The sequence below is a fragment of the Streptomyces sp. NBC_01788 genome, assembly GCF_035917575.1.
GTDB lineage: Bacteria > Actinomycetota > Actinomycetes > Streptomycetales > Streptomycetaceae > Streptomyces.
This window is the reverse complement of the sequence record NZ_CP109090.1, coordinates 1,782,602-1,808,781: the sequence shown is the minus strand read 5'-3', so window position 1 is coordinate 1,808,781 and position 26,180 is coordinate 1,782,602. Positions and strand designations below refer to the sequence as shown.

At 70.6% G+C, this 26,180-nt stretch carries 26 protein-coding genes; 24 read left to right on the top strand and 2 right to left on the bottom strand.

The window, feature by feature from the left end:
- Positions 1–240 precede the first annotated feature (240 nt).
- From OIE49_RS08435 to OIE49_RS08425, 3 genes are all read left to right on the top strand, one after another.
- Positions 241–1,887 (top strand): site-2 protease family protein, encoded by a 1,647-nt coding sequence (locus tag OIE49_RS08435; RefSeq protein WP_442812345.1) that lies wholly within the window; start codon positions 241–243, stop codon positions 1,885–1,887.
- A 61-nt stretch (positions 1,888–1,948) separates the two neighbouring features.
- Entirely contained in the window at positions 1,949–2,851 is a 903-nt protein-coding gene (locus OIE49_RS08430) for a tRNA (adenine-N1)-methyltransferase (RefSeq protein ID WP_100567748.1), read from the top strand.
- 176 nt (positions 2,852–3,027) lie between these two features.
- On the top strand, positions 3,028–3,606 hold the full coding sequence (locus tag OIE49_RS08425) for a hypothetical protein (protein WP_326806174.1): 579 nt from the start codon (positions 3,028–3,030) through the stop codon (positions 3,604–3,606).
- Positions 3,607–3,675: 69 nt separating this feature from the next.
- Here the strand turns inward: OIE49_RS08425 and OIE49_RS08420 are convergent, their stop codons facing one another.
- The gene (locus OIE49_RS08420) at positions 3,676–3,981 is read right to left on the bottom strand and encodes a ferredoxin (protein WP_100567969.1); all 306 of its coding nucleotides are present in this window, start codon (positions 3,979–3,981) and stop codon (positions 3,676–3,678) included.
- Positions 3,982–4,224: 243 nt separating this feature from the next.
- On the opposite strand from OIE49_RS08420, the gene arc reads away from it, so the two are divergent.
- The 6 genes from arc (at position 4,225) to prcA (ending at position 10,090) form a co-directional block, all read left to right on the top strand.
- Positions 4,225–5,991 (top strand): proteasome ATPase, encoded by a 1,767-nt coding sequence (gene arc, locus OIE49_RS08415; protein ID WP_100567750.1) that lies wholly within the window; start codon positions 4,225–4,227, stop codon positions 5,989–5,991.
- 234 nt (positions 5,992–6,225) lie between these two features.
- Complete coding sequence (gene dop, locus OIE49_RS08410) at positions 6,226–7,737, top strand: depupylase/deamidase Dop (RefSeq protein WP_376493787.1); 1,512 nt, start codon at positions 6,226–6,228, stop codon at positions 7,735–7,737.
- 180 nt (positions 7,738–7,917) lie between these two features.
- Positions 7,918–8,136, top strand: a complete 219-nt coding sequence (locus OIE49_RS08405; protein ID WP_100567752.1) for a ubiquitin-like protein Pup — start codon at positions 7,918–7,920, stop codon at positions 8,134–8,136.
- 61 nt (positions 8,137–8,197) lie between these two features.
- Positions 8,198–8,476, top strand: a complete 279-nt coding sequence (locus OIE49_RS08400; protein WP_326801770.1) for an endonuclease domain-containing protein — start codon at positions 8,198–8,200, stop codon at positions 8,474–8,476.
- The gene (prcB, locus tag OIE49_RS08395; RefSeq protein WP_326801769.1) at positions 8,428–9,273 is read left to right on the top strand and encodes a proteasome subunit beta; all 846 of its coding nucleotides are present in this window, start codon (positions 8,428–8,430) and stop codon (positions 9,271–9,273) included. The genes OIE49_RS08400 and prcB overlap by 49 nt, the downstream gene beginning before the upstream one ends.
- A gap of 64 nt (positions 9,274–9,337) precedes the next feature.
- Positions 9,338–10,090: a proteasome subunit alpha gene (prcA, locus tag OIE49_RS08390; RefSeq protein ID WP_100567755.1), complete on the top strand. Its 753-nt coding sequence runs from the start codon at positions 9,338–9,340 to the stop codon at positions 10,088–10,090.
- Between the two features lie 83 nt (positions 10,091–10,173).
- Here prcA and OIE49_RS08385 read toward each other — a convergent pair whose 3' ends face one another.
- Positions 10,174–11,190 (bottom strand): LacI family DNA-binding transcriptional regulator, encoded by a 1,017-nt coding sequence (locus OIE49_RS08385; protein WP_326801768.1) that lies wholly within the window; start codon positions 11,188–11,190, stop codon positions 10,174–10,176.
- 121 nt (positions 11,191–11,311) lie between these two features.
- Here OIE49_RS08385 and OIE49_RS08380 point away from each other — a divergent pair, with 121 nt between their 5' ends.
- From OIE49_RS08380 to OIE49_RS08310, 15 genes are all read left to right on the top strand, one after another.
- Entirely contained in the window at positions 11,312–12,580 is a 1,269-nt protein-coding gene (locus OIE49_RS08380) for an MFS transporter (RefSeq protein WP_326801767.1), read from the top strand.
- Between the two features lie 9 nt (positions 12,581–12,589).
- Entirely contained in the window at positions 12,590–13,951 is a 1,362-nt protein-coding gene (gene pafA, locus OIE49_RS08375; protein WP_100567758.1) for a Pup--protein ligase, read from the top strand.
- 138 nt (positions 13,952–14,089) lie between these two features.
- A complete protein-coding gene (locus tag OIE49_RS08370) occupies positions 14,090–15,091 on the top strand; it encodes an FKBP-type peptidyl-prolyl cis-trans isomerase (RefSeq protein WP_326801766.1) in 1,002 nt (333 codons plus the stop codon).
- A gap of 89 nt (positions 15,092–15,180) precedes the next feature.
- Positions 15,181–15,552, top strand: coding sequence for an FKBP-type peptidyl-prolyl cis-trans isomerase (locus tag OIE49_RS08365; RefSeq protein WP_100567760.1), 372 nt, complete (start codon positions 15,181–15,183; stop codon positions 15,550–15,552).
- A gap of 139 nt (positions 15,553–15,691) precedes the next feature.
- A complete protein-coding gene (locus tag OIE49_RS08360; RefSeq protein WP_326801765.1) occupies positions 15,692–16,717 on the top strand; it encodes a helix-turn-helix transcriptional regulator in 1,026 nt (341 codons plus the stop codon).
- Between the two features lie 19 nt (positions 16,718–16,736).
- Entirely contained in the window at positions 16,737–17,822 is a 1,086-nt protein-coding gene (locus OIE49_RS08355) for a helix-turn-helix transcriptional regulator (protein WP_100567762.1), read from the top strand.
- On the top strand, positions 17,819–18,112 hold the full coding sequence (locus OIE49_RS08350) for a hypothetical protein (RefSeq protein WP_326801764.1): 294 nt from the start codon (positions 17,819–17,821) through the stop codon (positions 18,110–18,112). The genes OIE49_RS08355 and OIE49_RS08350 overlap by 4 nt, the downstream gene beginning before the upstream one ends.
- 10 nt (positions 18,113–18,122) lie before the next feature.
- Positions 18,123–18,317 (top strand): hypothetical protein, encoded by a 195-nt coding sequence (locus OIE49_RS08345; protein ID WP_100567764.1) that lies wholly within the window; start codon positions 18,123–18,125, stop codon positions 18,315–18,317.
- Between the two features lie 259 nt (positions 18,318–18,576).
- Positions 18,577–18,870, top strand: a complete 294-nt coding sequence (gene tatA, locus OIE49_RS08340) for a Sec-independent protein translocase subunit TatA (RefSeq protein WP_326801763.1) — start codon at positions 18,577–18,579, stop codon at positions 18,868–18,870.
- 49 nt (positions 18,871–18,919) lie between these two features.
- Positions 18,920–19,867, top strand: coding sequence for a twin-arginine translocase subunit TatC (tatC, locus tag OIE49_RS08335; protein ID WP_326801762.1), 948 nt, complete (start codon positions 18,920–18,922; stop codon positions 19,865–19,867).
- 77 nt (positions 19,868–19,944) lie between these two features.
- Positions 19,945–22,797, top strand: a complete 2,853-nt coding sequence (locus OIE49_RS08330) for a DEAD/DEAH box helicase (RefSeq protein ID WP_326801761.1) — start codon at positions 19,945–19,947, stop codon at positions 22,795–22,797.
- A gap of 340 nt (positions 22,798–23,137) precedes the next feature.
- Complete coding sequence (locus OIE49_RS08325; RefSeq protein ID WP_326801760.1) at positions 23,138–24,766, top strand: ATP-binding protein; 1,629 nt, start codon at positions 23,138–23,140, stop codon at positions 24,764–24,766.
- Positions 24,763–25,170 (top strand): roadblock/LC7 domain-containing protein, encoded by a 408-nt coding sequence (locus OIE49_RS08320; RefSeq protein ID WP_100567769.1) that lies wholly within the window; start codon positions 24,763–24,765, stop codon positions 25,168–25,170. The genes OIE49_RS08325 and OIE49_RS08320 overlap by 4 nt, the downstream gene beginning before the upstream one ends.
- Entirely contained in the window at positions 25,167–25,577 is a 411-nt protein-coding gene (locus tag OIE49_RS08315) for a DUF742 domain-containing protein (RefSeq protein WP_326801759.1), read from the top strand. The genes OIE49_RS08320 and OIE49_RS08315 overlap by 4 nt, the downstream gene beginning before the upstream one ends.
- A complete protein-coding gene (locus OIE49_RS08310; RefSeq protein WP_100567771.1) occupies positions 25,558–26,178 on the top strand; it encodes a GTP-binding protein in 621 nt (206 codons plus the stop codon). The genes OIE49_RS08315 and OIE49_RS08310 overlap by 20 nt, the downstream gene beginning before the upstream one ends.
- Positions 26,179–26,180 lie beyond the last annotated feature (2 nt).

Sequence of the window (26,180 nt, the reverse complement as noted above, 5' to 3'; positions counted from 1 at the left end):
GGGTGCCGGGCATGAGCGATCGTCACGGCCGCATACCATCGACCCGAGACCTTCCGGCCGTCAGGCACGGGAGACTGCTTCGAACGAGGGGACACCGTGGACGTGAGCGGCGGGAGCGGACAGCCGCGTTCCGGCAAGGACGAGTCGGCAGATCGCCGCACGGACCCGGTGGACCCGGCCCCCGACTCCGTGGGCCCGGACACCGAGCCGGCCGACGCGGCCCCGCCCGAGCCGTCCCCGTTGACCGGCACCCCCGCCACCGGAGCGGAGGGCGGCCAGGAAGAGCCGACGAGGGAGACGCAGGAGGCAGAGGGGACGGACGAGCCGAAACGCTCCGCCGCCGCCCCCCAGCAGCCGCCCACGACCGCTGACGCCCCGCAGGAGTCGTCGGCCACCACCGACGCCGCACAGGGGCCGTCGGCCCGCCGCGACGTCCCGCGGCAGCCTCCCGCCACCCACGAGGCCCCGCAGGAGTCGTCGGCCACCGGCGACGCACCGCAGCCGTCCGCCACCGGCGACGTCCACCACGGCGCCCACCCCGAGCGCGGTTACGCCCACAGCGGTGACCCGGCCGCCGGACGTGAATCCGGCGCCCGTGCCGAGAGCCCGGCCCCCGCGCCCGGCGACCGCCCGCGCGAGACCGGCGACCACGACCGCCCCGAGCCCCACCCCGACCGCGCTCCGGCCCGTTCCGGGGCCGGGCAGGAGCCGCCGCGGCGCCCCAGCGAGCCCAGAGGCGGGCTCCTCATGGGGCGGCCCTTCGGCGTGCCCGTCTACGTGGCGCCCAGCTGGTTCCTCGTGGCCGCGCTCATCACCTGGGTGTTCGGCGGGCAGCTCGACCGGGTGCTGCCCGAGCTCGGCGCCGCCCGCTACCTCGTAGCCCTCTTCTTCGCGGTCGCCTTCTACGGCTCCGTCCTCGTCCACGAACTCGCCCACACCATCGCCGCCCTCCGCTTCAAGCTCCCGGTCCGCCGCATCCAGCTCCAGTTCTTCGGCGGCGTCTCCGAGATCGAGAAGGAGGCCGAGACCCCCGGGCGCGAGTTCGTCCTCGCCTTCGTCGGCCCGCTGCTCTCGCTGATCCTCGCCGGTGTCTTCTACGCCGCCCTGCGGCCCGTCGAACGCGGCACGGTCGTCGGCGTCCTGCTGGCCGGACTGATGATCTCCAACCTCATCGTCGCCGCCTTCAACCTGCTGCCCGGACTGCCCCTCGACGGCGGACGCATGCTGCGCGCCGTCGTCTGGAAGATCACCGGCAGACCGATGAGCGGCACCGTCGCCGCCGCCTGGGTCGGCCGCGCGCTCGCCGTCGCCGTGCTGATCGGGCTGCCCCTGGTCACCCAGTCCGGCGCCCTCGGCGCCCCGGCCGAGGACAGCGTCGGCGTGGGCACCGTCACCAACGCCCTGCTCGCCGCCATCCTGGCTGCGATCATCTGGACCGGCGCCGGCAACAGCCTGCGCATGGCCCGGCTGCGCGAACACCTCCCCGAGCTGCGCGCCCGCGCCCTCACCCGCCGCGCCGTCCCGGTCGAGACCAACACCTCCCTGGCCGAGGCCCTGCGCCGCGCCAACGCGTCCGGCGCCCGCGCCCTGGTCGTCGTCGACGGCCACGGCGAGCCGCTCTCCCTCGTCCGCGAGTCCGCCATCGTCGGCGTACCCGAGCACCGCCGCCCCTGGGTCTACGCCAGCGAACTCGCCCAGGAGCTCACCGACGGCATGCGCGTCTCCGCCGAACTCGCCGGCGAGGACCTCCTGGACGCGCTGCGCGCCGCCCCGGCCACCGAGTACCTCGTGGTGGAGAACAGCGGCGAGATCTACGGTGTGCTGTCCGCGTCCGACGTGGAGCGCGCCTTCGTCAAGGCCATGGCCCGCCCGTCGGCCTCCGCGTAGGGCTCCCGGCGGGCCCCTCCGCGTGGTCGGAGGGCCCGCCGGGGACCGGTAGGCTGGTCACATGTCCGAACCGACCGGTGCCGCCCGCCGCCGCGGGCCCTTCAAGGTCGGGGACCAGGTACAGCTGACCGACCCCAAGGGCCGCCACTACACGTTCACGCTCGAGGCCGGGAAGAACTTCCACACCCACAAAGGTTCCTTCCCGCACGACGAACTGATCGGCGCACCCGAGGGCAGCGTTGTCCGCACCACCGGCAACGTCGCCTACCTCGCGCTGCGCCCCCTGCTCCCCGACTACGTCCTGTCCATGCCCCGCGGGGCAGCTGTCGTATACCCGAAGGACGCGGGGCAGATCCTCGCCTTCGCCGACATCTTCCCCGGCGCACGCGTCGTGGAGGCCGGCGTCGGCTCCGGCTCGCTGAGCAGCTTCCTGCTGCGGGCGATCGGCGACCAGGGCATGCTGCACAGCTACGAGCGCCGCGCCGACTTCGCGGAGATCGCCCAGGCGAACGTGGAGCGCTACTTCGGCGGCCCGCACCCCGCCTGGCAGCTCACCGTCGGAGACCTCCAGGACAACCTGTCCGACGCCGACGTCGACCGCGTCATCCTCGACATGCTCGCCCCCTGGGAGTGCCTGGAGTCCGTCTCCAAGGCACTCGTCCCCGGCGGCATCCTGTGCTGCTACGTCGCGACCACCACCCAGCTCGCCCGGACCGTGGAGTCCATCCGCGAGATCGGCTGCTTCAACGAGCCGACCGCCTGGGAGACGATGATCCGCAACTGGCACATCGAGGGCCTGGCGGTCCGCCCGGACCACCGCATGATCGGCCACACCGGCTTCCTGCTCACCGCCCGCCGGCTCGCGGACGGTGTCGAGCCGCCCATGCGCCGCCGCCGCCCCGCCAAGGGCGCCTACGGCGAGGACTACGAGGGCCCCAACGCCGACGGCGGCGCCACCCGCTGACGCGGCCCGCCCCCACGCGCAACACACGGGCGCCGTGGTGGAGTTCCCGACGACCACAGGGAACTCCACCACGGCGCCGTCGCGTTGATCCCCACCCCGCCGTTCCCCCCGCACTGTGACGTGTGGCACGATGCTGGCCACCCCCACCGGCACAGCCCTCGCAGGAGATGCTCCTAGTGCAGCAGTCCGCCGTTCCGGAACTGGCCCACACGCACACCCGCCCCATCCACTGGATGGCCACCGCCACCGCGGTCGCCGGTGTGGTCGCTCTCTCCTCGCTCGTGCAGCCCGGCGCGGCCACGGCCGCCCAGCCGCAGGGCCCCCGCACGCACTCCGCCCCCGCCACCGCTGCGGCCCCGAGCACCACCGGCGTGACCTTCCCGATCGACTGCGGCCCGGTGCGGGCCGTGGTGGCGAAGAAGGCCTCCGGGGACCTCGACGGGGATGGCCGGCCGGAGACCGTGGCCGTCGTGCACTGCGACGCCGCCATGGGCACCCCGCCCGACGCCGTCTACGTCCTCACCCAGGCCGCCGGTGCCGCCGAGCCGCGCGTGGTCGCCACCCTCGTCGAGGCCAAGGACCGGTATTCGGTCACGGACTTCGCCGTCCGTGACGGCGCGGTGACCGCCACCTTGCTCGGCTACTCCTCGCCCGACGTGCCCAATTGCTGCCCCGACCTCAAGGACGACGTGAAGTGGCGGTGGCAGAACGGCGCGTTCGTCCGCTCCACGGACGCCGGGGCGCGCGGTATCTGACCGCGTCCCGGACCACAGTCACTGAAAATGTGAGAAAACAGACAATGGTGACGCCTCGCGCCGAGGTTGTCACTCCGCGTCAGGTCCGTACACCTCGACCCGGTCCGCGACGCGGCGTACATGGATGCACTCGCCCGGGCACTCCTTGGCCGAGTCCACCACGTCCGTGAGGAGCGGAAGCGGCACGGGCGTTGCCGCTCCGGCCTCCTGAAGGAGCTCGTCCTCCGGGCCCTTCACATAGGCCAGACCGTCGATGTCCAGCTCGAACACCTCGGGCGCGTACTGTGCGCAGATGCCGTCGCCGGTACACAGGTCCTGGTCGATCCAGACCTCCAGGGCCTCGCCACCGTTCGAGGTCTGCTGCTGCACGGTCATCTCTCCTGCCGTATCACGTCGAGCCGTACGGGAATCCGGCCAGCTCTGACGGGTGTTGAACATGTTGACCCTACCTCTGCCCGCTTTCCAATCATGTTCGGTGGGTATTCCCCTGGCGTGAGGGAGAGCGCAAGGGTGAAGATCGGACACACCCCGACAGTCTTTGTGATCTAGGGGTTTCAATCGACACCCACCCAGGTAGGGTCTGGAAGCGTCCAGCTCCCCTTGGAGGAGGTGAGGACCGTGGCAGCCCACGACGACGACATGAACCGCGGCATCCGCCCGGGACGCGGGTCCGACGACCCGGCCGGGCAGATCGCCTACCTTGAGCAGGAGATCGCCGTCCTGCGCCGCAAGCTCGCCGACTCTCCGCGTCACACGAGGATTCTCGAAGAGCGGATCGTCGAGTTGCAGACCAACCTGGCCGGCGTCTCCGCGCAGAACGAACGGCTTGCGAACACGCTCCGCGAGGCCCGCGACCAGATCGTGGCCCTCAAGGAAGAGGTCGACCGGCTCGCCCAGCCGCCGGCCGGCTTCGGAGTCTTCCTGCAGGCCAACGAGGATGGCACCGCCGACATCTTCACCGGTGGCCGCAAGCTCCGGGTGAACGTCAGCCCCAGCGTCGAGCTCGACGAGCTCAGGCGCGGCCAGGAACTGATGCTCAACGAAGCGCTCAACGTGGTCGAGGCCATGGAGTTCGAGCGCGTCGGCGACATCGTCACCCTCAAGGAGATCCTCGAGGACGGCGAGCGGGCCCTGGTGCTCGGGCACACCGACGAGGAGCGGGTGGTACGGCTCGCCGAGCCGCTGCTGGACGTCACCATCCGCCCCGGCGACGCGCTCCTGCTCGAACCCAGGTCCGGCTACGTCTACGAGGTCGTGCCCAAGAGCGAGGTCGAGGAACTCGTCCTCGAAGAGGTGCCCGACATCGGCTACGAGCAGATCGGCGGACTCGGCAACCAGATCGAGGCCATCCGTGACGCAGTGGAGCTGCCGTACCTCTACCCGGACCTGTTCAAGGAGCACGAGCTGCGCCCGCCGAAGGGCGTCCTGCTCTACGGGCCTCCCGGATGCGGCAAGACGCTCATCGCCAAGGCTGTCGCGAACTCGCTCGCCAAGAAGGTCGCCGAGGTCACCGGACAGGCGGCGGGCAAGAGCTTCTTCCTCAACATCAAGGGCCCGGAGCTGCTGAACAAGTACGTCGGCGAGACCGAGCGGCAGATCCGCCTGGTCTTCCAGCGTGCCCGGGAGAAGGCCGGCGAGGGCACCCCCGTGATCGTCTTCTTCGACGAGATGGAGTCCCTCTTCCGCACCCGCGGCTCCGGTGTCAGCTCGGACGTGGAGAACACCATCGTCCCCCAGCTGCTCGCCGAGATCGACGGTGTGGAGGGCCTGCAGAACGTGGTCGTGATCGGCGCCTCCAACCGCGAGGACATGATCGACCCCGCCATCCTGCGGCCCGGCCGCCTCGATGTGAAGATCAAGATCGAGCGTCCGGACGCCGAGGCGGCGAAGGACATCTTCGGGAAGTACCTCACCGAGCGCCTCCCGCTGCACGCGGAGGACGTCGCGGAACACGCGGGCGACAAGGACTCCACGGTCCAGGGCATGATCCAGACCGCGGTGGAACACATGTACGCCGAAACCGAGGAGAACCGCTTCCTGGAGGTCACCTACGCCAACGGCGACAAGGAAGTCCTGTATTTCAAGGACTTCAATTCCGGCGCCATGATCGAGAACATCGTGGGCCGCGCCAAGAAGATGGCGATCAAGGACTTCCTCGAGAAGAACCAGAAGGGCCTCCGCGTCTCCCACCTGCTCCAGGCATGCGTGGACGAGTTCAAGGAGAACGAGGACCTGCCGAACACCACCAACCCGGACGACTGGGCCCGGATTTCCGGAAAGAAGGGCGAGCGGATCGTCTACATCCGCACCCTCATCACCGGAAAGCAGGGCGCGGACACCGGACGCTCCATCGACACGGTGGCGAATACCGGGCAGTACCTGTAAAAGCAGGGTGGCTGCGGGTGCCCTCCAGGGGGTACCCGCAGTCGGCTGTTTCCGGGGCCACCGCATGGAGCAGGCAATGACGCAAATGATCTCCCCACCAGCGCAAAGGCGTTCTAGGCTCTTTCGTACCGCCGGGTCGCGCAGTGCGGGGACGGGCACCGCACAGGCACCCGGGCACGAGCGGTACTTGAGCGCCGCCCACGACCGAGGGCGCCGCCGGGCAAGGAGGGCCGCATGACCGTACGGCGAGTAATGGGCATCGAGACGGAGTACGGGATCTCCGTCCCCGGCCACCCCAATGCCAATGCCATGCTCACCTCATCCCAGATCGTCAACGCCTACGCGGCGGCCATGCACCGGGCCCGCCGGGCCCGCTGGGACTTCGAGGAGGAGAATCCGCTTCGGGACGCCCGGGGCTTCGACCTCGCCCGCGAGGCGGCCGACGCCAGCCAGCTCACCGACGAGGACATCGGCCTGGCCAACGTCATCCTCACCAATGGCGCACGGCTGTACGTCGACCACGCCCACCCCGAGTACAGCGCGCCCGAGGTCACCAACCCGCGCGACGCCGTCCTGTGGGACAAGGCCGGCGAACGGATCATGGCCGAGGCGGCGGAGCGGGCGGCCCAGCTGCCCGGCGCCCAGCCGATCCACCTCTACAAGAACAACACCGACAACAAGGGCGCCTCCTACGGCACGCACGAGAACTACCTGATGAAGCGGGAGACCGCGTTCTCGGACATCGTGCGCCACCTCACGCCCTTCTTCGTCTCCCGCCAGGTCGTCACGGGGGCGGGACGCGTCGGCATCGGCCAGGACGGCCACGAACACGGCTTCCAGCTCAGCCAGCGCGCGGATTATTTCGAGGTCGAGGTCGGCCTGGAGACCACGCTCAAGCGGCCGATCATCAACACGCGCGACGAGCCGCACGCCGACGCGGAGAAGTACCGCCGCCTGCACGTGATCATCGGCGACGCCAACCTCTCGGAGATCTCCACCTACCTCAAGCTGGGCACGACCGCCCTGGTCCTGTCCATGATCGAGGACGGCTTCATCGCCGTTGACCTGGCCGTCGACCAGCCCGTCCGCACGCTCCACCAGGTCTCGCACGACCCGGGCCTCAAGCGTCTGATCACGCTGCGCAGCGGCCGGACGCTCACCGCGGTGCAGCTCCAGATGGAGTACTACGAGCTGTCGCGCAAGTACGTGGAGGAGCGGTTCGGCGCGGACGCCGACGAGCAGACCAAGGACGTGCTGTCCCGCTGGGAGGACACCCTCAACCGGCTGGAGAACGATCCGATGAGCCTGGCCGGCGAGCTGGACTGGGTCGCCAAGCGGGAGCTCATGGAGGGCTACCGGCGACGTGACGGCCTCGACTGGGACGCCGCCCGCCTCCACCTCGTCGACCTCCAGTACGCGGACGTACGCCCCGACAAGGGCCTGTACAACCGCCTGGTGGCCCGCGGACGCATCAAGCGCCTGCTGGACGAGACCGAGGTGGACCGGGCCCGCAGGAAGCCGCCGGAGGACACGCGCGCGTACTTCCGCGGCCGCTGCCTGGAGCAGTACGCCGACGACGTCGCCGCGGCCTCCTGGGACTCGGTGATCTTCGATCTGCCGGGCCGGGACTCGCTGCAGCGCGTCCCAACCCTGGAACCGCTTCGCGGAACGCGTAATCACGTCAAGGAGCTCCTCGACCGCTGCCGTACCGCCGAAGACCTGGTCAGGGTGCTTTCCGGCGGCTGAGCGGATCTTGGACCGGGCCGGCCGTGCAGGGTGGAAATCCCCGGTGCCGGGAATCATCGAGGTGGCCCTCGTACGTTGGAGAAAGTGCGGGGCCGATGTCGGACCCGGCTTGTAGGGTCGGAACATCACCGATCGGCCGTAATGCCGACCATGTCGGGCGAACTGAGCGGGGTGAGGGTTATGGCAACGAAGGACACCGGCGGCGGACAGCAGAAGGCCACGCGTTCCACCGAGGAGGTCGAGGAGCAGTCCCAGGACGCGCAGGCTGCGGACGACCTCAAGGAACGCCACGAGAAGCTGAGCGACGACGTGGACTCCGTTCTCGACGAGATCGACGACGTCCTGGAGGAGAACGCCGAGGACTTCGTGCGCTCCTTCGTGCAAAAGGGCGGTCAGTGAGCGCCTGAGAAGCGGTGACGGTGACGGACGAGCCGGTTGACGAGGAGCTGCGTGCGGTGCGGTGGGACCGCGCCGCGCGCGGCCTTCGTTTCCGGGCACCGGCCGTCGCGCGGGCGCCCGGTGTCAGGCTCCGGCGAACCGCCCCAGGGCTTGCGTTCTTCATGTGGATCACCCCCGCGAGACGGGTAGGGTCCGTGGCGTAATGTGCATCAACTGCAACTCCGGCCTCGGCCAGTTGAGGGACGATCCCGAAGCGGTGGACCGAGCTGCCGACCACCTGGAAGGAAACGTGTGGAAGCCAACACTCGTAGCACCGGGCGTCTGCCGGCCGCCTTCCTGACGCCCGGGTCCTCCTCGTTCATGGACTTTCTCGCCGAGCACCAGCCGGAGATGCTTCCGGGCAAGCGGCAGCTGCCGGCGACCCAGGGGGTGATCGAGGCGCCGCACGGGACCACCATCGTGGCGGTGGCCTTCCCCGGCGGCGTCGTCCTGGCCGGTGACCGGCGCGCCACCATGGGGAACATGATCGCGCAGCGGGACGTCGAGAAGGTGTTCCCGGCCGACGAGTACTCGGCGGTCGGCATCGCCGGCACCGCGGGTCTGGCGGTGGAGATGGTGAAGCTGTTCCAGCTGGAGCTGGAGCACTTCGAGAAGGTCGAGGGAACGCGGCTCTCCCTCGAGGGCAAGGCGAACCGGCTGTCGACCATGATCCGCTCCAACCTGGGCATGGCCATGAAGGGGCTGGCCGTGGTCCCGCTCTTCGCGGGGTACGACGTGGACCGCGACAAGGGCCGGATCTTCTCCTACGACGTGACGGGCGGCCGTTCCGAGGAATACGGCTACGCGGCCACGGGCTCCGGCTCGATCTTCGCGCGCGGCGCGATGAAGAAGCTCTACCGGGATGACCTGACCGAGGCCGAGACCACGACGCTGGTGGTCCAGGCCCTGTACGACGCGGCAGACGACGACTCGGCGACCGGTGGTCCCGATGTCGCCCGCCGGATCTATCCGATCGTCACCGTGATCACCGAGGACGGATTCCGCCGGCTCACCGAGGACGAGTGCTCCGAGATCGCCCGCTTGGTGCTCCAGCGGCGCCTGGAGCAGCCGGACGGCCCTCGGGCCGCGCTGCTGTAGCCCGGCGCCGGTTCTTCTTGTCCGGGGTGATCCAGTGACTTCTACAGAAAGGGACGGATAACCGGTGTCGACGCCGTTCTATGTCTCACCTCAGCAGGCCATGGCCGACCGGGCGGAGTACGCCCGCAAGGGCATCGCCCGTGGCCGCAGCCTGGTCGTGCTGCAGTACGCCGACGGAATCGTGTTCGTCGGCGAGAATCCGTCCCGCGCGCTGCACAAGTTCAGCGAGATCTACGACCGGATCGCGTTCGCGGCGGCCGGCAAGTACAACGAGTACGAGAACCTGCGCATCGGCGGCGTCCGCTACGCCGACCTGCGCGGTTACACCTACGACCGGGACGACGTGACCGCCCGCGGCCTGGCGAACGTCTACGCCCAGACGCTGGGCACGATCTTCTCCAGCGCCGCGGAGAAGCCGTACGAGGTGGAGCTGGTGGTCGCCGAGGTGGGGGAGACCCCGGACGGCGACCAGATCTACCGGCTGCCGCACGACGGCTCGATCGTGGACGAGCACGGCTCGGTCGCGGTCGGCGGCAACGCCGAGCAGATCAGCGGCTACCTGGACCAGCGCCACCGGGACGGCATGTCCCTGGCCGAGGCGCTGAAGCTGGCCGTGCAGGCCCTGTCCCGCGACACCAACGGCAGCGAGCGGGAGATCCCCGCCGAGCGCCTGGAGGTGGCGGTGCTGGACCGTACGCGTCCGCAGAAGCGCAAGTTCAAGCGCATCGTGGGCCGTCAGCTGGCCCGGCTGCTGGAGGCCGACGGCGCGGCGACCGAGGCGGAGAGCGCCGACGAGGACGGCTCCGAGGAGAAGTAGTCCCGACCTCCGTAGCCCCGTTCCCGGGTGCCCCGGCCCTCCAGTGGGCCGGGGCACCGGGCGTTTCAGGGGGCTGGACGGCTTCAGGAGGGGCTGGGCGGCGCCGTGGAGCCCCGTACCACGAGCTCCACCGGGATGTCCCCGCCGTCCGGAGCGCGGCCCTCCAGGACGGCCAGCAGGGCGTGCATGCCCCGTTCGCCGAACAGTTCGGCGTCCAGCCGCACGGTGGTGAGCTCGGGGTCGATGGCGGTGGCGAGGGCGAGGTCGTCGACGCCGGTGACGGAGACGTCGTCGGGCACGCGCAGGCCGAGGCGGCGCAGGGCCTTGTACGCGCCGGCGGCGAGCTTGTCGTCGTCGCAGACCAGCGCGGTGGGCCGGGGCCCGGGGGCGCTCAGGGCGGCCTCGGTGGCGGCCCTGGCGTCCTCGATGGAGATGGGGGCGCGGGTGGTGCGCACGGAGGTGCCGGGCACCGCGCCCAGCCGGGCGCCGAGTTCCCTCGCCCGCACCTCGAAGGTCCAGGAGGCGACGTCCGCCGCGAGGTGCAGGAAGCGCCGGTGGCCGAGCCCGAGCAGATGGTCGGCGATCTGGCGTACGCCGTCGGCGATGTCCAGGTTGACGGTCGCGGCGCCCAGGCTGCCCGCGGGGTCGCTGTCCAGCATGACCAGCGGAAGCTGGTCGCCGCGGATCGCCGTCAGCGCGTCGGCGGCCATGGAGGAGGCGATCACGCCGTCCAGCGCGGCCTGGGCCGAGGCGAAGGGGTTGCGCGCCGGGCCGATGCCCTCGGGGGAGGGGTAGAGCACGACGCCGAAGCCGTGCTCGGCGGCGACGCGGGCGGCGCCGGTGTAGACGCCGGCGAAGAACTCGGTGGTCAGCACGGGGACGACCAGGAGAACGGTCCGGGTGCGGCCCAGGCGCAGGTTGCGGGCGGCGAGGTTGGGCCGGTAGCCGAGTTCCTCGGCCGCCCGGCGCACCCGTTCGGCGGTCGCCTGCGACACCCGGCCGCGCCACTTGTCGCCGAGGACCAGGGAGACGGCGGCCTGGGACACCCCGGCGGCGTGGGCGACGTCACGGCTGGTGGGGCGCGTGCTGCTTCGGGCCACCGCGGGGACGCTCCTTCGTCTGGACTGGTGAACAGCGCACATGGTACGTATGACCGAGTACGTTATACGTAACACCGGAGGTTGCTCCAGCACCTCGGGCGAACCGGCGGAAGGCGGGGCGATGGCTGTGGGGTTCGGGGGATACCTGGAGATCCTCAAAGCGAGGCATGCCGCCCGGCTGCTGTCCGGCACGCTCGTGGGGCGGCTGCCCAACGCCACCGCGGCGATCGCCATCGTGCTGTTCGTCCGGGCGGAGGGCGGCACGTACAGTCTCGCGGGAGCGCTGGCGGCGGTGTACGGCGTGGCCAACGCGGTGGGCCAGCCCGTGCTCGGGCGCCTGGTGGACCTGTACGGGCAGCCCCGCGTCCAGTTGCCCGCCGCGCTCGCCGCGGCCCTGGCGATGACGGCCTTCGCCCTGACCGGCACGCAGCCGGCCGCCCTGGCGTACGCCTCCGTGGCCGCGGCCGGGCTCTTCACGCCGCCGCTGGAGGGCGGTCTGCGGGCCCTGTGGCCCTCGGTGCTGCGCAGGAACGACCAGGTCCACACCGCGTACGCGATGGACGCCGTGGCACAGGAAGTGATGTTCACCGTCGGCCCGTTGCTCGTGACCCTCTGCGTCTCGCTGTGGTCGGCGCCGACGGCGTTGGTGGTGCTGAACGGCATCGGGGTGCTGGGCGCGCTGTCCGTGGTCGTCTCGCCCCCTTCGCGGGCCTGGCGTTCGGAGCCGCGGGAGGCGCACTGGCTGGGCGCGCTGCGCTCGCCCGGTCTGCTGGCGCTGCTCGGCGCGTTCCTCTTCGTCGGTGTCGCCATGGGCTCCATCACGGTGGCGGCGGTGCCCTATGCCGACGACCACGGCGGTGACGCGGTGTACGGCTGGCTGATGGCCGCCCTGGGGCTGGGCGCGCTGGTCGGCGGCACCGTCTACGGCGCCCGCCAGTGGGCGGGCGCGCCCGAACGGCGACTGCGGCTGCTGGTCGGTCTGCTGGCGGTGTGTTACCTGCCGCTGATGCTGATGCCCGGAGCGGTGCCGATGGTGGCGCTGACGGTGCTGTCCGGGGTGTTCCTGGCGCCGTGCATCGCCTGCGCGTTCATCATCGTGGACCGGCACGCTCCGGCCGGCACCGTGACGGAGGCTTTCTCCTGGCTGGTGACGACGTTCACCGTGGGCGCGTCCGTCGGAACGGGTGTCGCCGGCCCGGTGGTCCAGGAGGGCGGCGCGCTGTGGGGCTTCGCGGTGCCGGGCGCCGCCGGGGCCGTGTCGTTGCTGGTGTTGCTGCTCACCGGGCGGGTCCTCACAGCTCCCGCCGCAGGGGCGGTGGTTGCCGCTTCATCGGAAAATGATCCAAATCGTGCTGCCGAACCTCGTTTGAGCGCAGAGGATCGGGCGTAATGTTCAGTCATGGACCGCCGCATTTTCGGGCTGGAGAACGAGTACGGCGTCACGTGCACGTTCAGGGGACAGCGCCGCCTGTCGCCTGACGAGGTGGCGCGGTACCTCTTCCGCCGTGTCGTGTCATGGGGCCGCAGCAGCAATGTCTTTCTGCGAAACGGCGCCCGGCTCTATCTCGATGTGGGGTCACACCCGGAATACGCGACACCCGAGTGTGACAATGTGATCGAACTGGTCACCCACGACAAGGCCGGCGAGCGCATTCTCGAAGGACTCCTGGTGGACGCGGAACGACGCCTGCACGAGGAGGGAATCGCGGGCGACGTCTACCTCTTCAAGAACAACACCGATTCGGCGGGCAACTCCTACGGCTGCCACGAGAACTATCTGGTGGCACGGCACGGAGAGTTCTCCCGCCTCGCGGACATCCTCATCCCGTTCCTGGTCACGAGGCAGCTCCTCTGCGGGGCGGGCAAGGTCCTGCAGACCCCGCGCGGGGCGGTGTACTGCGTGAGCCAGCGGGCCGAGCACATCTGGGAGGGCGTCTCCTCGGCGACCACCCGTTCGCGGCCCATCATCAACACCCGCGACGAGCCGCACGCGGACGCGGAGCGCTACCGCCGGCTGCACGTCATCGTCGGCGACTCCAACATGTCCGAGACGACGATGCTGCTCAAGGTGGGCGCGACCGACCTGGTGCTGCGCATGATCGAGGCGGGCACGGTGATGCGCGACCTGACCCTGGAGAACCCGATCCGGGCGATCCGCGAGGTCAGCCACGACATCACAGGCCGCCGCAAGGTGCGCCTGGCCAGCGGCCGCGAGGCCTCCGCGTTGGAGGTGCAGCGCGAGTACTACGAGAAGGCCGTGGACTTCTGCGAGCGGCGCGGCATCCGCACCGGCACGGTGGAGCGCGTACTGGAGCTGTGGGGCCGCACGCTGGACGCGATCGAGACCGAGGACCTCGACCGCATCGGCACCGAGATCGACTGGGTGATGAAGTACCAGCTCATCGAGCGGTACCGGGCCAAGCACAACATGACCATGTCGCATCCGCGGGTCGCCCAGATAGACCTCGCCTACCACGACATCCACCGCCGTCGTGGCCTGTACTACCTGCTGGAGAAGAAGGGCCAAGCCACCCGGATCTGCAACGACTTGAAGATCTTCGAGGGCAAGTCGGTGCCCCCGCAGACCACTCGGGCACGGCTGCGCGGCGACTTCATCCGGCGGGCGCAGGAACAGCGCAGGGACTTCACCGTCGACTGGGTGCACCTCAAGCTCAACGACCAGGCGCAGCGGACGGTGTTGTGCAAGGATCCGTTCCGTTCGGTGGACGACCGGGTGGAGAAGCTGATCGCCGGAATGTGAGCCCGGCGAAACGCGAATGCCGGTTCGAGGGCCCCGGAACGCCACACGGGCGCCGTACGTTCCCCGTACGGCGCCCCGCTCACACCGTAGAGTTGCGCGCACGCCATCAGAAGATCGACCGATTACGAGGCCCCCACCGTGCGCCGACGCTCACTTCTTCTTTCCGTACCCGCGGGACTTGTCACCCTGGCCGCCTGCGGCAACGACAAGACCGCTTCGAGCAAGGCCAGCGAGAGCGCGACGCCGTCCCCCTCCGAGCCGTCCGCCGCTCCGTCGCCGAAGATCGTCTCCGGGCCGCTGCCGGAGATCACCGCGGGTACGAAGTTCGGCGAGAAGCCGACCGTCGCCAAGGGCAGTGGTGCCCCCTCGAAGGACATCGCCGTCAAGACGGTGATCGCGGGCGGCGGCCGCACCATCGCGGAGAACGACTTCGTCCAGGCGCACTACCTGGGCCAGATCTGGGACACGGCGAAGCTCTTCGACAACTCCTACGACCGCAAGGCCCCCCTGGTCATCCAGCTCGCCCAGGGCACGATCATCGACGGCTGGCGCTATGCCCTCGCCGGCAAGAAGGTGGGCAGCCGCGTCCTGTTCTCCGTGCCGCCCACCTGGGGATACGGCACGCAGGGCAACGCCCAGGCCGGGATCAAGGGCACCGACACGCTGGTGTTCGTCGTCGACCTCCAGGACACGTTCAACTCCAAGAGCTCGGCCAAGGGCAGGACGGTCGCCCAGGACAACGCGGACCTGCCCAAGGTCGGCACCAACACCGACGGCGCCGCTCCGTCCATCACCGTGCCCAAGAAGGCCGCGCCCACGAAGCTCGTGGCCGACTACGTGATCGAGGGCGACGGCCCCGTGGTCAAGCCGGAGAACACCGTGCTCGTCCAGTACAAGGGCGTGCTGTGGGCGGACGGCAAGGAGTTCGACTCGACGTACAAGCGCGACTCGCTGACCTCGTTCTCCCTGCAGCAGGTCGTCAAGGGCTGGGCCGAAGGACTGGCCGGCAAGAAGGTCGGCAGCCGGGTCCTGGTCGTCGTCCCGCCGGCCCTGGGCTACGGCGACAACCCGCCCCCCAACAGCGGCATCAAGAAGGACTCCGTGCTGGTCTTCACGGTGGACATCCTGGCGGCGATGTAGCACCGCGCAGCAGTCTCCCGGCGCGGGCGCACCCGGCGGGGATGCAAGACTGTTCAGGTTGTCTTGTTGTAGATGAGCAGGAGAAGCACGTGAGCATCGAGAAGCCCGAGATCGACTTCCCGGGCGGCGAGCCCCCGGCGGACCTCGAGATCAAGGAGATCTGGGAGGGCGACGGACCGGTGGCCAAGGCGGGCGACACCGTCTCCGTCCACTACGTCGGCGTGGCCTTCTCCACCGGTGAGGAGTTCGACGCGTCCTGGAACCGCGGTACGCCGCTCCGTTTCCAGCTCGGTGTCGGCCAGGTCATCGCCGGCTGGGACCAGGGTGTTCAAGGCATGAAGGTCGGCGGGCGCCGCCAGCTGACCATCCCGGCGCACCTGGCCTACGGCGACCGCGGCGCGGGTGGCCGGATCAAGCCCGGCGAGACGCTGATCTTCGTCTGCGACCTGGTCGCGGTCTGATCGTCCCGCACCGGATCCGCGCGGGATCCGATCATCCGGGGCCCATGCCTGTTCGGGCGTGGGCCTCGGCTTTTGTCCGTACGCCGCGGGGCGGTACGGTCATCGGTCGTAAGGACCATAGGGAAGGTGAAGGGCGTCGATGGCCATTGCCAAGGCCGAGCGGCTGATGAACCTGGCGCTGTGCCTGCTCGGGACGCGGCGGCCGCTGAGCAAGCGCGAGCTGCGGGAGTCCATCGAGGCCTACGTCGAGGCCTCCGGCCGCGACAGGAGCGTGGCCTCGGGCCGTGACAGAGGCGTCGGCTCGGGGGCCGAGAAGGGCGCCGCCGCGTCCGACGACTCCTTCAACCGCATGTTCGAGCGGGACAAGGACGACCTGCGTGAGCTCGGGCTGGTCATCGAGACCGTCGAGAGCCTGGACGGCGAGGTCGGCTATCTGGCCCGCCGGGACAGCAACCGGCTGCCGCCCATCACCCTGGACGCCGAGGAGGCCGCGGCGCTCGGTCTGGCCGCCAAGGTCTGGCAGCAGGCCCGGCTGGCCGGGGCGGCCAGCGGCGCCCTGCAGAAGCTGCGCGCGGCCGGACTGCCCGAGGACGTCGACCCCTACGAGGCGCACAGTGCGCTGGAGCCCCGTATCCCGGTGCACGAGGCCGCCTTCGAGCCGCTGATGCTGGCCTGCCGCGACCGCCGGCCGGTCGTCTTCGACTACCGCAAGGCCAACGCCGCCCAGCCAGGCACCCGGCATGTCGAGCCGTGGGCGCTGGAGTGCTGGCGCGGCCACTGGTACCTGGCCGGCTTCGACCGCGACCGCGGCGCCGAGCGGGTCTTCCGGCTCTCCAGGATCACCGGCCGGGTCCGCTCCCGGGGCAGCGGCTTCACCGCGCCCGTCCCGGACGTCGTCACCGTGCGCGAGACCGTGGCGAGCTGGGCGGGCGAGAGCGCCGACCGCTCCGCGCGGATCCGGCTGCGCGCGGACGCCGGCTACCCCCTTCGGGCGAAGGCCACCGCCGTGCGGGAACTCGGGGACGGCTGGGACGAGTTGGACATCCCGTACGGGCACGGGCTGGACGCCTGGCTGGTGGAGTTCGGGCCGGACGTGGTGGTCGTGGAGCCGGCCGAGCTGCGGGCGGACGTGCTGGACCGGCTGCGTGCCGTGGCCAGGGGCTGAGGGGGAACGGAGCGACACTGTGGCAGGCAAACCGGTCAGGCCCACGAGCGCCATCGACCAGACCCGGCGGATGCTCTCCCTGGTGACGTACCTCAGGGAGCGCCCCGGCGCCCGGATCGAGGACGTGGCGCGCGCCTTCGGCATCACCGAGGACGAGCTGGTCTCCGACCTCGACGTACTGCCCATGTGCGGTACGAGTTTCCGCGGCGGCGACCTGCTCGACATCGACACCGACGGCGAGCGCATCTGGTGGCACAACCCGGCCGCGCTCGGCGCGGAGGCGGCCGAGCCGCTGCGGCTGGCCGCCGACGAGGCGACCGCGCTGCTGGTGGCGGCCCGCGCGGTGGCCACGCTGCCCGGACTGCGGGAGAGCGACCGGCAGGCGCTGCTGCGCGCCACGGCCAAGGTCGAGGCCGCTGCAGGCGAGGCCGCCGGGGCCAGCTCCCGGCTGTCGGTGACCTTCGAGTCCGAGGGCGGGGTCTTCGCCGACGTGGACCGGGCGATCTCCGAGCGCCGCCGGCTGTGGATCCGCTACTACTCGCCCGCCCGCGACGAGGTCACCGAGCGCGAGATCGACCCCATTCGCCTGGTCAGCGTCGGGCACACCTATGTGGAGGCCTGGTGCCGCCGCTCCGAGGCGCGGCGCACCTTCCGGCTCGACCGGGTCGCCGAGATCAAGATCCTCGACGAGCCCTCGGCGCCGCCCGAGATGGAGCTGCGCGACCTGTCCCAGGCCCTGGTGCAGCCGGCCGCGGAGGACCCGGAGGTGGTCGTCGAGGTCGGTCCCGGGGGCCGCTGGGTCGCCGAGTACTACCCGCACGACAGCGCCGATGAGCTTCCCGACGGTGGGCTGCGTATCACTCTGCGCACCCCGGATCCGGCGTCGCTGCGACGGCTGGCGCTGCGTCTGGGCCGCGACGGCCGGATCGTCGCCCCGCGGGAGCTGGCCGACAGCGCCCGGCAGGCGGCCCGTGAGGCCCTGGCGGCCTACGAGTCGGCGTACGACGGTGCCGGGACTCCCGCGGACGCCGTGGCGGCGGGGGAGCCCCGGGGTGCGGACGTGGTTCACGACGGTCGGTACGACAGGCAGGAGCAGGGGCTTTGAGCGAGTCGGCGACGGCTGGGGTGCGCGAGATGTCGGTGGCGGCGGCGTTCGCCGGAATGCGGGGCGTGACTCCGGTGGTCTTCCGGGCGGGCTGCACCGACTGCCGGGGCAGGTTCGAACTCACCGCGAGCGCGTTGCGCCTGGTGATCGGCGCCAGCAGCCGCACCACCTTCTACTCCTTCACCTGCCCCGACTGCGGCACCGCGGTCCGCAAGCCGGCCGGCGAGCGGATCGTGGAACTGCTCTCCGGCGGCGGGGTCAGCACCCTGCGCCTGCACTCGGCCCTCTAGGCTCGGCGTCATGGTGTGGGCGATGGCCGCGGTGGCCGTGGGGTTCGTGGGAATGGCCGTGCTCGCGGTGCTCGCCGTCCGGGTCTTCGTCGAGGCGCAGCGCCTGGGCCGTCAGGTCACGGAGTCGGCGCGGCGCATCAACCGGGCCGCCGAGGACCTGGAGCGGGCGAGCCTGAGCGCCGCCCGGTCGGTGGAAACGAGGTGAGTTCCGCCGGGAAAGTCCCGGAAGTTCCGAGCGCTGTGGGTTTTTGATCGTCACGCCCTGCCGTCCTGCCCCTGTGGCCGGGTACGCTGCTGGTCATGGCCCGCATAAGAGGCATGGGCCGCCCCAGCAGGAGTACGCGCGGGGATCGCTCAGCGTTCACCCCCGGGCGTTAAGATTGCTAGCCGGCACGATGGCCGGACACCTGTCCGAGTGGTCGGACATGTCCGCCACCCCGCCTCAGTGAGAAGGTGAAGACTTTATGTTCCGTGGCGCATTTGAGCCGTGGCATCTGGTGCTCCTGGTTCTGGTGATCGTCCTGGTGTTCGGCTCGAAGAAGCTTCCGGACATGGCGCGTTCGCTCGGCAAGTCCGCGCGCATCCTCAAGAGCGAGGCCAAGGCGATGAAGGACGAGAAGTCGACCCCTGCGGCCGACTCGGCGACTCCGGCCGGTGAGGAGCAGCAGTCCCCGGCCCAGCGCACGATTCAGGCCGCGCCCGGTGACACGACCAGCTCTCGCCCGGTCAACGAGCCGACGGACACGACTCAGCGCTGACCGGACGACCGGAGGCCTTCCGGTCCGCTGCACGAGATGAGGGTGTGGGTTGCTGAAGTCTGCCCGCAAGAAGGAGAAGGACCCCGAGGGGCGGATGTCGCTCGCGGATCACCTCCGTGAGCTGCGCAACCGGCTCGGCAAAGGTGTCCTGGCGATCCTGGTCGTGACGATCGTCGCCGCCTTCTTCTACAAGGACATCGTCAACTTCATCACCAAGCCGGTGCTGGACTCGGTGGGGTGTGGGCAGTCCTTCCTCGACTTGGCCAAGTCGGAGAAGAACGGCGCCTGCGCGCACCTCACGATCAACGGCCTGCTGAAGCCGTTCACGCTGGCGCTGAAGGTGTCGTTGATGACGGGCGTGGTGCTGGCCTCGCCGGTCTGGCTCTATCAGCTGTGGGCGTTCGTCGCCCCGGGGCTGCACAAGCACGAGAAGAAGTACGGCTACGTGTTCGTCGCCGCCGGCTTCCCGCTCTTCCTCGGGGGCGCCTACTTCGCCTACCACGTGCTGCCCACCACCGCCAGGGTGCTGATCGACTTCACCCCCAGCGGTGTCGACAATCTGCTGCCGCTGGATGACCTCCTCAACCTCATCACGCGCATGGTGGTCGTCTTCGGGCTCTCGTTCGAGATGCCGCTCCTGCTCGTCATGCTCAACCTCACCGGCATCCTGTCCGGGAAGCGCATGCTCGGCTGGTGGCGGGGCATGGTCGTCGGCATCACGGCCTTCGCGGCGGTCGCCATGCCGAGCCCCGACCCGCTGACGATGCTGGCGCTGGCCGCACCGATCTGCGCCCTGTACTTCGTCGCGGTGGCCATCTCCTTGATCAATGACCGGCGCAAGGACCGGCTGGCCGCGCTGGGACCGTCGGACGACGAGGCCTCCGAACTCGACCTCACACCCGAGGAGATCGGCGAGGTCGAACCCGTCACCACCCGCCGCGCCCTGCCCGAGCAGACCGACACGGACCGGGTCAACGGGTACGACGACGTGACCTGATCACCACCGCGGATTCCCCGGCCGGCCGCTCGCACCGCGAGCGGCCGGCTTTTTCCGCGCCCGGGACGATCGGGATAATGATCGTCCTGTTGTCGGTGCGGCCCGGTACGCTCGAAAGCACGATGACAGAGGACCTTTCACCGGCCGAGCGGTACGCGGCAGCGCGCAGGCGAGCTGCCGAGCAGGCCACCGCGCTCGCGGGATTCCGCGAGATGTACGACTTCGGCCTCGACCCGTTCCAGATCGAGGCCTGCCAGGCGCTCGAGGCGGGCAAGGGCGTACTGGTCGCCGCGCCCACGGGCTCCGGCAAGACGATCGTGGGCGAGTTCGCCGTCCACCTCGCCCTCCAGCAGGGCCGGAAGTGCTTCTACACGACGCCGATCAAGGCGCTGTCGAACCAGAAGTACGCCGACCTGTGCCGTCGCTACGGCAGCGGCAAGGTCGGCCTCCTGACCGGCGACAACAGCCTCAACTCCGAAGCCCCGGTGGTCGTGATGACCACCGAGGTGCTGCGGAACATGCTGTACGCGGGATCCCAGACCCTGCTCGGTCTCGGCTACGTGGTCATGGACGAGGTGCACTACCTCTCCGACCGCTTCCGCGGCGCCGTGTGGGAGGAAGTGATCATCCACCTGCCGGAGTCGGTGACCCTGGTGTCCCTGTCGGCGACCGTGTCCAACGCCGAGGAGTTCGGCGACTGGCTGGACACCGTCCGCGGCGACACCGAGGTGATCGTCTCCGAGCACCGGCCCGTGCCGCTGTTCCAGCACGTGCTGGCCGGGCGCCGGATGTACGACCTGTTCGAGGAGGGCGAGAGCCGGCGGAGGGCGGTCAACCCCGACCTCACGCGCATGGCCCGGATGGAGGCCAGCCGCCCCTCGTTCCAGGACCGCCGGCGCGGCCGTGCGATGCGCGAGGCCGACCGCGAGCGGGAACGCAGACAGCGGTCCCGGATCTGGACCCCGAGCCGCCCCGAGGTCATCGAGCGCCTCGACGCCGAGGGCCTGCTGCCCGCGATCACCTTCATCTTCAGCCGCGCCGCCTGCGAGGCCGCCGTCCAGCAGTGCCTGTACGCGGGCCTGAGACTCAACGACGAGGAGGCGCGCGAGCGCGTCCGCGCCCTGGTCGAGGAGCGCACCGCCGCCATCCCGGCCGAGGACCTGCACGTCCTCGGCTACTACGAGTGGCTGGAGGGCCTGGAGCGCGGTATCGCCGCCCACCACGCGGGCATGCTGCCGACCTTCAAGGAGGTCGTCGAGGAACTGTTCGTGCAGGGCCTGGTCAAGGCGGTCTTCGCCACCGAGACCCTCGCCCTCGGCATCAACATGCCGGCCCGCTCGGTGGTCCTGGAAAAGCTCGTGAAGTGGAACGGCGAGCAGCACGCCGACATCACCCCCGGCGAGTACACCCAGCTCACCGGCCGCGCCGGCCGCCGCGGCATCGACGTCGAGGGCCACGCGGTGGTGCTGTGGCAGCGCGGTATGAACCCCGAGCACCTGGCGGGTCTGGCCGGCACCCGCACCTATCCGCTGCGCTCCAGCTTCAGGCCGTCGTACAACATGGCGGTCAACCTGGTGGACCAGTTCGGCCGGCACCGCTCGCGCGAGCTGCTGGAGACCTCCTTCGCGCAGTTCCAGGCGGACAGGTCGGTCGTCGGTATCTCCCGGCAGGTGCAGCGCAACGAGGAGGGCCTCGAGGGCTACAAGGCCTCCATGACCTGCCACCTCGGCGACTTCACGGAGTACGCGCGGCTGCGCCGGGAACTGAAGGACCGTGAGACCGAGTTGTCCCGGCAGGGCGCGGCCCAGCGGCGTGCCGAGGCCGCCGTCGCCCTGGAGAAGCTCAAGCCGGGCGACGTCATCCACGTCCCCACCGGCAAGTTCGCGGGCCTGGCGCTGGTGCTGGACCCGGGCCTGCCCGCGGGCCGCTCCAACGGCCACCGCGGCCTGGAGTACCACGACGGCCCGCGCCCGCTGGTGCTGACCGCCGAGCGTCAGGTCAAGCGGCTGGCGGCCATCGACTTCCCGGTGCCCGTGGAGCCGCTGGAGCGGATGCGGATCCCGAAGTCGTTCAACCCGCGCTCCCCGCAGTCCCGCCGCGACCTCGCCTCCGCGCTGCGCACCAAGGCCGGGCACATCTCGGCGGAGCGGCACCGCAAGCAGCGCTCCCAGGCAGCCGACGACCGCGAGATCGCCCGGCTGCGCGCCGCGCTGCGCGCCCACCCCTGCCACGGGTGCGACGACCGCGAGGATCACGCCCGCTGGGCCGAGCGCTACCACCGGCTGATGCGCGACACCAGGCATCTGGAGCACCGCATCGAGGGGCGTACGAACACCATCGCGCGCACCTTCGACCGGATCGTCGCGCTGCTGACGGAGCTCGACTACCTGCGCGGCGACGAGGTCACCGAGCACGGCAAGCGGCTGGCCCGGCTGTACGGCGAACTCGACCTGCTGGCCAGCGAATGCCTGCGCGAGGGGGTCTGGGAGGGGCTGGGGCCGGCCGAACTCGCCGCCTGCGTCTCGGCGTTGGTGTACGAGGCGCGGGTCAGCGACGACGCGACGGCGCCCAAGCTTCCCTCGGGGAAGGCGAAGGCGGCGCTCGGCGAGATGGTGCGGATCTGGGGCCGCCTCGACGCGCTGGAGGAGGACTTCCGCATCAACCAGACCGAGGGGGTCGGCCAGCGTGAGCCCGACCTCGGTTTCGCCTGGGCCGCGTACATGTGGGCCTCCGGCAAGGGCCTGGACGAGGTGCTGCGCGAGGTGGAGATGCCGGCGGGCGACTTCGTGCGCTGGTGCAAGCAGGTGATCGACGTGCTGGGCCAGATCTCCGCGGCGGCGCCGGTGGAGGGCTCCTTGGTGGCCAAGAACGCGCGCAAGGCGGTGGACGGGCTGCTCCGGGGCGTCGTGGCCTACTCCTCGGTCGGGTAGGCGGAGCCGGACGATCGCATCGAACCACATGGCCCCGGCGAGTGCTGCCGGGGCCATGTGGTTTTCGTATGTCCGTACCGCGTCACGGTGCGTGTTCGAATCGTGTCGGGGCGTGCAAATATCCCGAGCGTACTCCCGTGGTGCGCCCCGTTTCAGGCCCTTGCTGAATATGACATGGCGATGATCCGACCGGATTATGCTCGCCCGCGGCGCAGCGAGTTGAGGTTGTTCGCGAGCTTGCTCCCAAGCGTCCTCGAACGCGCCGAAATCCGCGTCGATTTCATGACGTACCCCCACTGGAAGCTGCCCGAACCCAGCCGATTCTCCTCAGAGGGCTTACATGGTGAGTGTTCAATCGCCCCCCGGTGGCCGTGAACTTCCCTACGCGCGCGTGTTGTTGCTGCCCGCACTGGTGATGGCGGCGGCCACCGGGGCCGCCGTCGCCTTGGTGCCGGACCCGGCCCGCCTCGCCGTCGCCTGCTGCGGCGCCGTCGCCACCCTGCTGGTGCTCACCACGGGCGCCGAGGCGGTGCGCCGCGGGCGCGTCATCCGGGACGAGCGGGCCCAGTACGCCCGGCGCACCGCGGACCTGGAGAGGCGCCTGGCCGCCCACGACCGGGAGATCCACCGTCTCGCCTCGGACGTCCTGCCCGCCGCCATCGACCACCTGCGCGGCAACCACACACCCGCCGAGGTGATGCGCGACATCGTCGACGGACACCCCGAGTGGCGCGGGATCCCTCAGTCGCAGCGCGCGGTGGTGCGCATGATCCTCAAGATCGTGGACGACGAGGAGAACATCCGCGACTCCACCCAGCGCGCCTTCGTCAGCATCGCCCGGCGTGTCCAGGCGATCGTGCACCAACAGGCGAGGGAACTCAGGGAGATGGAGGAGGACCACGGCCGCAGCCCCGAGGTCTTCGACGACCTGCTGCGCATCGACCACGGCACCGCGCTGATCGGCCGGCTGGCCGACTCCGTCTCCGTCATCGGCGGCGGTCGCCCCGGCCGCCAGTGGCCCAACCCGGTCACGCTCTACAGCGTGCTGCGCGGTGCCATGTCCCGGATCCTGGAGTACCGGCGGATCGAGCTGCACTCCATCGCCAAGGTCAACATCAAGGGCGTCGACGTCGAGCCCGTCATCCACGCCGCGGCCGAACTCCTCGACAACGCCACCCGCTACTCGCCGCCGCAGACCAAGGTGCACGTCACGGCCGTGGAGGTGCAGACCGGCGTCGCCATCGAGATCGAGGACGGCGGCGTCAGCCTGAACGAGGAGACACGCGCCCGGATCGAGCGGCTGCTCGAGGCGGCCAGGGCCGGCGTCGATCCGTTGGACCTCAGTGACACCCCCCGCCTGGGCCTCGCGGTCGTGGGACGGCTGTGCGCGAAGCACCGGATGCAGGTCTCCCTGCGGGCCTCCGCGTACGGCGGTGTCCGCGCGGTCCTCGTGGTGCCCGGCGAGATGACGACCACCGAACCCGCTCCGGGGCTCGCCCACGGCATCGGAGCCACCTCCGTGCCGCGTCCGGGGGAGGACGCGGTGGCGGGCCCCGAGCGCGCCCCGAAGAGACGCCGCCCCACCAGCCCCCGCGTCCCCGCCGCGGTCCTTTCGGCGGACGACGAGGTCCCCGAGGTCACCGAGTGGACGGCGGGCGGCCTGCCGCAGCGCCGCAGCCGGGCCAGGGCCCCGCTGGGCCGGCGTGTCGCCGAGCAGGCCGCCGCCGAGCAGGCCGAGCGGGAGAGCGGGGCGGTGCGGGCCGCGTCCGGACCCGGGACCGCGCCCAGCAGGAAGGACCCCGAACCGGGCCTGTGGGTCGAGGCGTTCTGGGACGGGCTGAAGAAGGACAACCCGGGTCCGGACCCGACCGCGTTCACCCGGGAACCGACCGCGTATCTCCATCTGATCGAGGAGCCGGCCCGTGCCGAGGCCGACGTCCGGGCCGACGACGAGGGGGACCTCAAGTGATCCAGCAGCGAGCCAACTTCGACTGGATGCTCAAGGAGCTCCACGACAGCGTGCCCGGCATCGGGATGATCGTGGTCCTCTCGGCCGACGGCCTGCGCATCGCCCGCTACGGCGGCGACGGCGACGCCGCCGACCGGGTCGCCGCGGCCTGCGCCGGACTCCAGAGCCTCGCGTCCGCCGTCGCCGTGGAGATCCCGGGCAGCGACGGCCGGATGAAGCTGGTCGTCATCGAGATCGACGGCGGCTACTTCTACCTCATGTCCGCCGGGGCCAACGCCTATCTCGCGGTGCTCGCCGACATCCGCACCGAACCCGGACTCATGAGCGCCCGCATGCGCGACCTCGTGGTCCGCATCGGCGCCCACCTGACCAGTCCGCCGCGGCGGGGCGGGCAGACCGTATGAGCCCTCCGCGGCGCCAGAGGCGTTCCCCCGGGCACGAACCGCCCCCGCCGCCCCCCGAATCCGCCGGGCAGGGCGAGGAGAAGAACCCCGAGCGGCTGTACGTGGTCGCCGGGGCGGGCGAGGACGGCGCCCGCGCGGCCGTCGACCTGGTGACCCTGATCGTGGCGCGCGCCGAGCCGCCGCCGTCCGCCACCCCGGAGCAGGTGGCGCTGGTGCGGCTGTGCGCCGCCCCGCTGTCCGTGGCCGAGCTGTCGGCCTACCTCGGCCTGCCGTTCAGCGCGACGACGGCGCTGATCACCGAGCTGCTCGCGGCCGGCCTTGTGCAGGCCCGCGCGCCGATCGTCCGCCGGGCGGTCCCCGACCGACACCTCCTCGAAGCGGTGATGCATGGACTTCAAAGGCTCTGACGCCCTCCCCGGCCCGCGTATTGAGGACCATCTGCCGCACACGGTCCGGACCGCGGCCAAGATCGTGATCGTCGGCGGCTTCGGGGTCGGCAAGACGACCATGGTGGGCTCGGTCAGCGAGATCAGGCCGCTGACCACCGAGGAGACGATGACGCAGGCCGGTATCGGCGTCGACGACGACTACGGCTCGGAGTCCAAGACGGCCACCACCGTGGCGATGGACTTCGGCCGGATCACCGTCAGCGACCACCTGGTGCTCTATCTCTTCGGCACCCCCGGCCAGCAGCGCTTCTGGTTCCTGTGGAACGGGCTGTTCGAGGGCGCGCTCGGCGCGGTGGTGCTGGCCGACACCCGCCGGCTGGAGGTCAGCTTCGACGTCATGGGCCGCCTGGAGGAGCGCGGCGTGCCCTTCGTCGTCGCCGTCAACTCCTTCCCGGACGCCCCCCGTCACCCGGTCCCGGAGCTGCGTGCCGCGCTCGACCTGCCCGAGGAGATCCCGATCGTCGAGTGCGACGCGCGGCGCCGTTCCTCCAGCCGTGACGTGCTGTTGACGCTGACACGCTTCCTGCACTCCCTCGCCGTGACCGGCTCGACCGTCTGATC

Coding starts and splice junctions, on each gene's coding strand:
- OIE49_RS08330 (WP_326801761.1), top strand. CDS start 19,945: ATGATCGTCCTGTTGTCGGTGCGGCCCGGTACGCTCGAAAGCACGATG.
- OIE49_RS08430 (WP_100567748.1), top strand. CDS start 1,949: ATGTCCGAACCGACCGGTGCCGCCCGCCGCCGCGGGCCCTTCAAGGTC.
- OIE49_RS08345 (WP_100567764.1), top strand. CDS start 18,123: ATGGTGTGGGCGATGGCCGCGGTGGCCGTGGGGTTCGTGGGAATGGCC.
- OIE49_RS08380 (WP_326801767.1), top strand. CDS start 11,312: ATGGCTGTGGGGTTCGGGGGATACCTGGAGATCCTCAAAGCGAGGCAT.
- OIE49_RS08315 (WP_326801759.1), top strand. CDS start 25,167: ATGAGCCCTCCGCGGCGCCAGAGGCGTTCCCCCGGGCACGAACCGCCC.
- OIE49_RS08310 (WP_100567771.1), top strand. CDS start 25,558: ATGGACTTCAAAGGCTCTGACGCCCTCCCCGGCCCGCGTATTGAGGAC.
- OIE49_RS08420 (WP_100567969.1), bottom strand. CDS start 3,981: ATGACCGTGCAGCAGCAGACCTCGAACGGTGGCGAGGCCCTGGAGGTC.
- dop (WP_376493787.1), top strand. CDS start 6,226: ATGACCGTACGGCGAGTAATGGGCATCGAGACGGAGTACGGGATCTCC.
- OIE49_RS08405 (WP_100567752.1), top strand. CDS start 7,918: ATGGCAACGAAGGACACCGGCGGCGGACAGCAGAAGGCCACGCGTTCC.
- tatA (WP_326801763.1), top strand. CDS start 18,577: ATGTTCCGTGGCGCATTTGAGCCGTGGCATCTGGTGCTCCTGGTTCTG.
- OIE49_RS08360 (WP_326801765.1), top strand. CDS start 15,692: ATGGCCATTGCCAAGGCCGAGCGGCTGATGAACCTGGCGCTGTGCCTG.
- OIE49_RS08325 (WP_326801760.1), top strand. CDS start 23,138: ATGGTGAGTGTTCAATCGCCCCCCGGTGGCCGTGAACTTCCCTACGCG.
- pafA (WP_100567758.1), top strand. CDS start 12,590: ATGGACCGCCGCATTTTCGGGCTGGAGAACGAGTACGGCGTCACGTGC.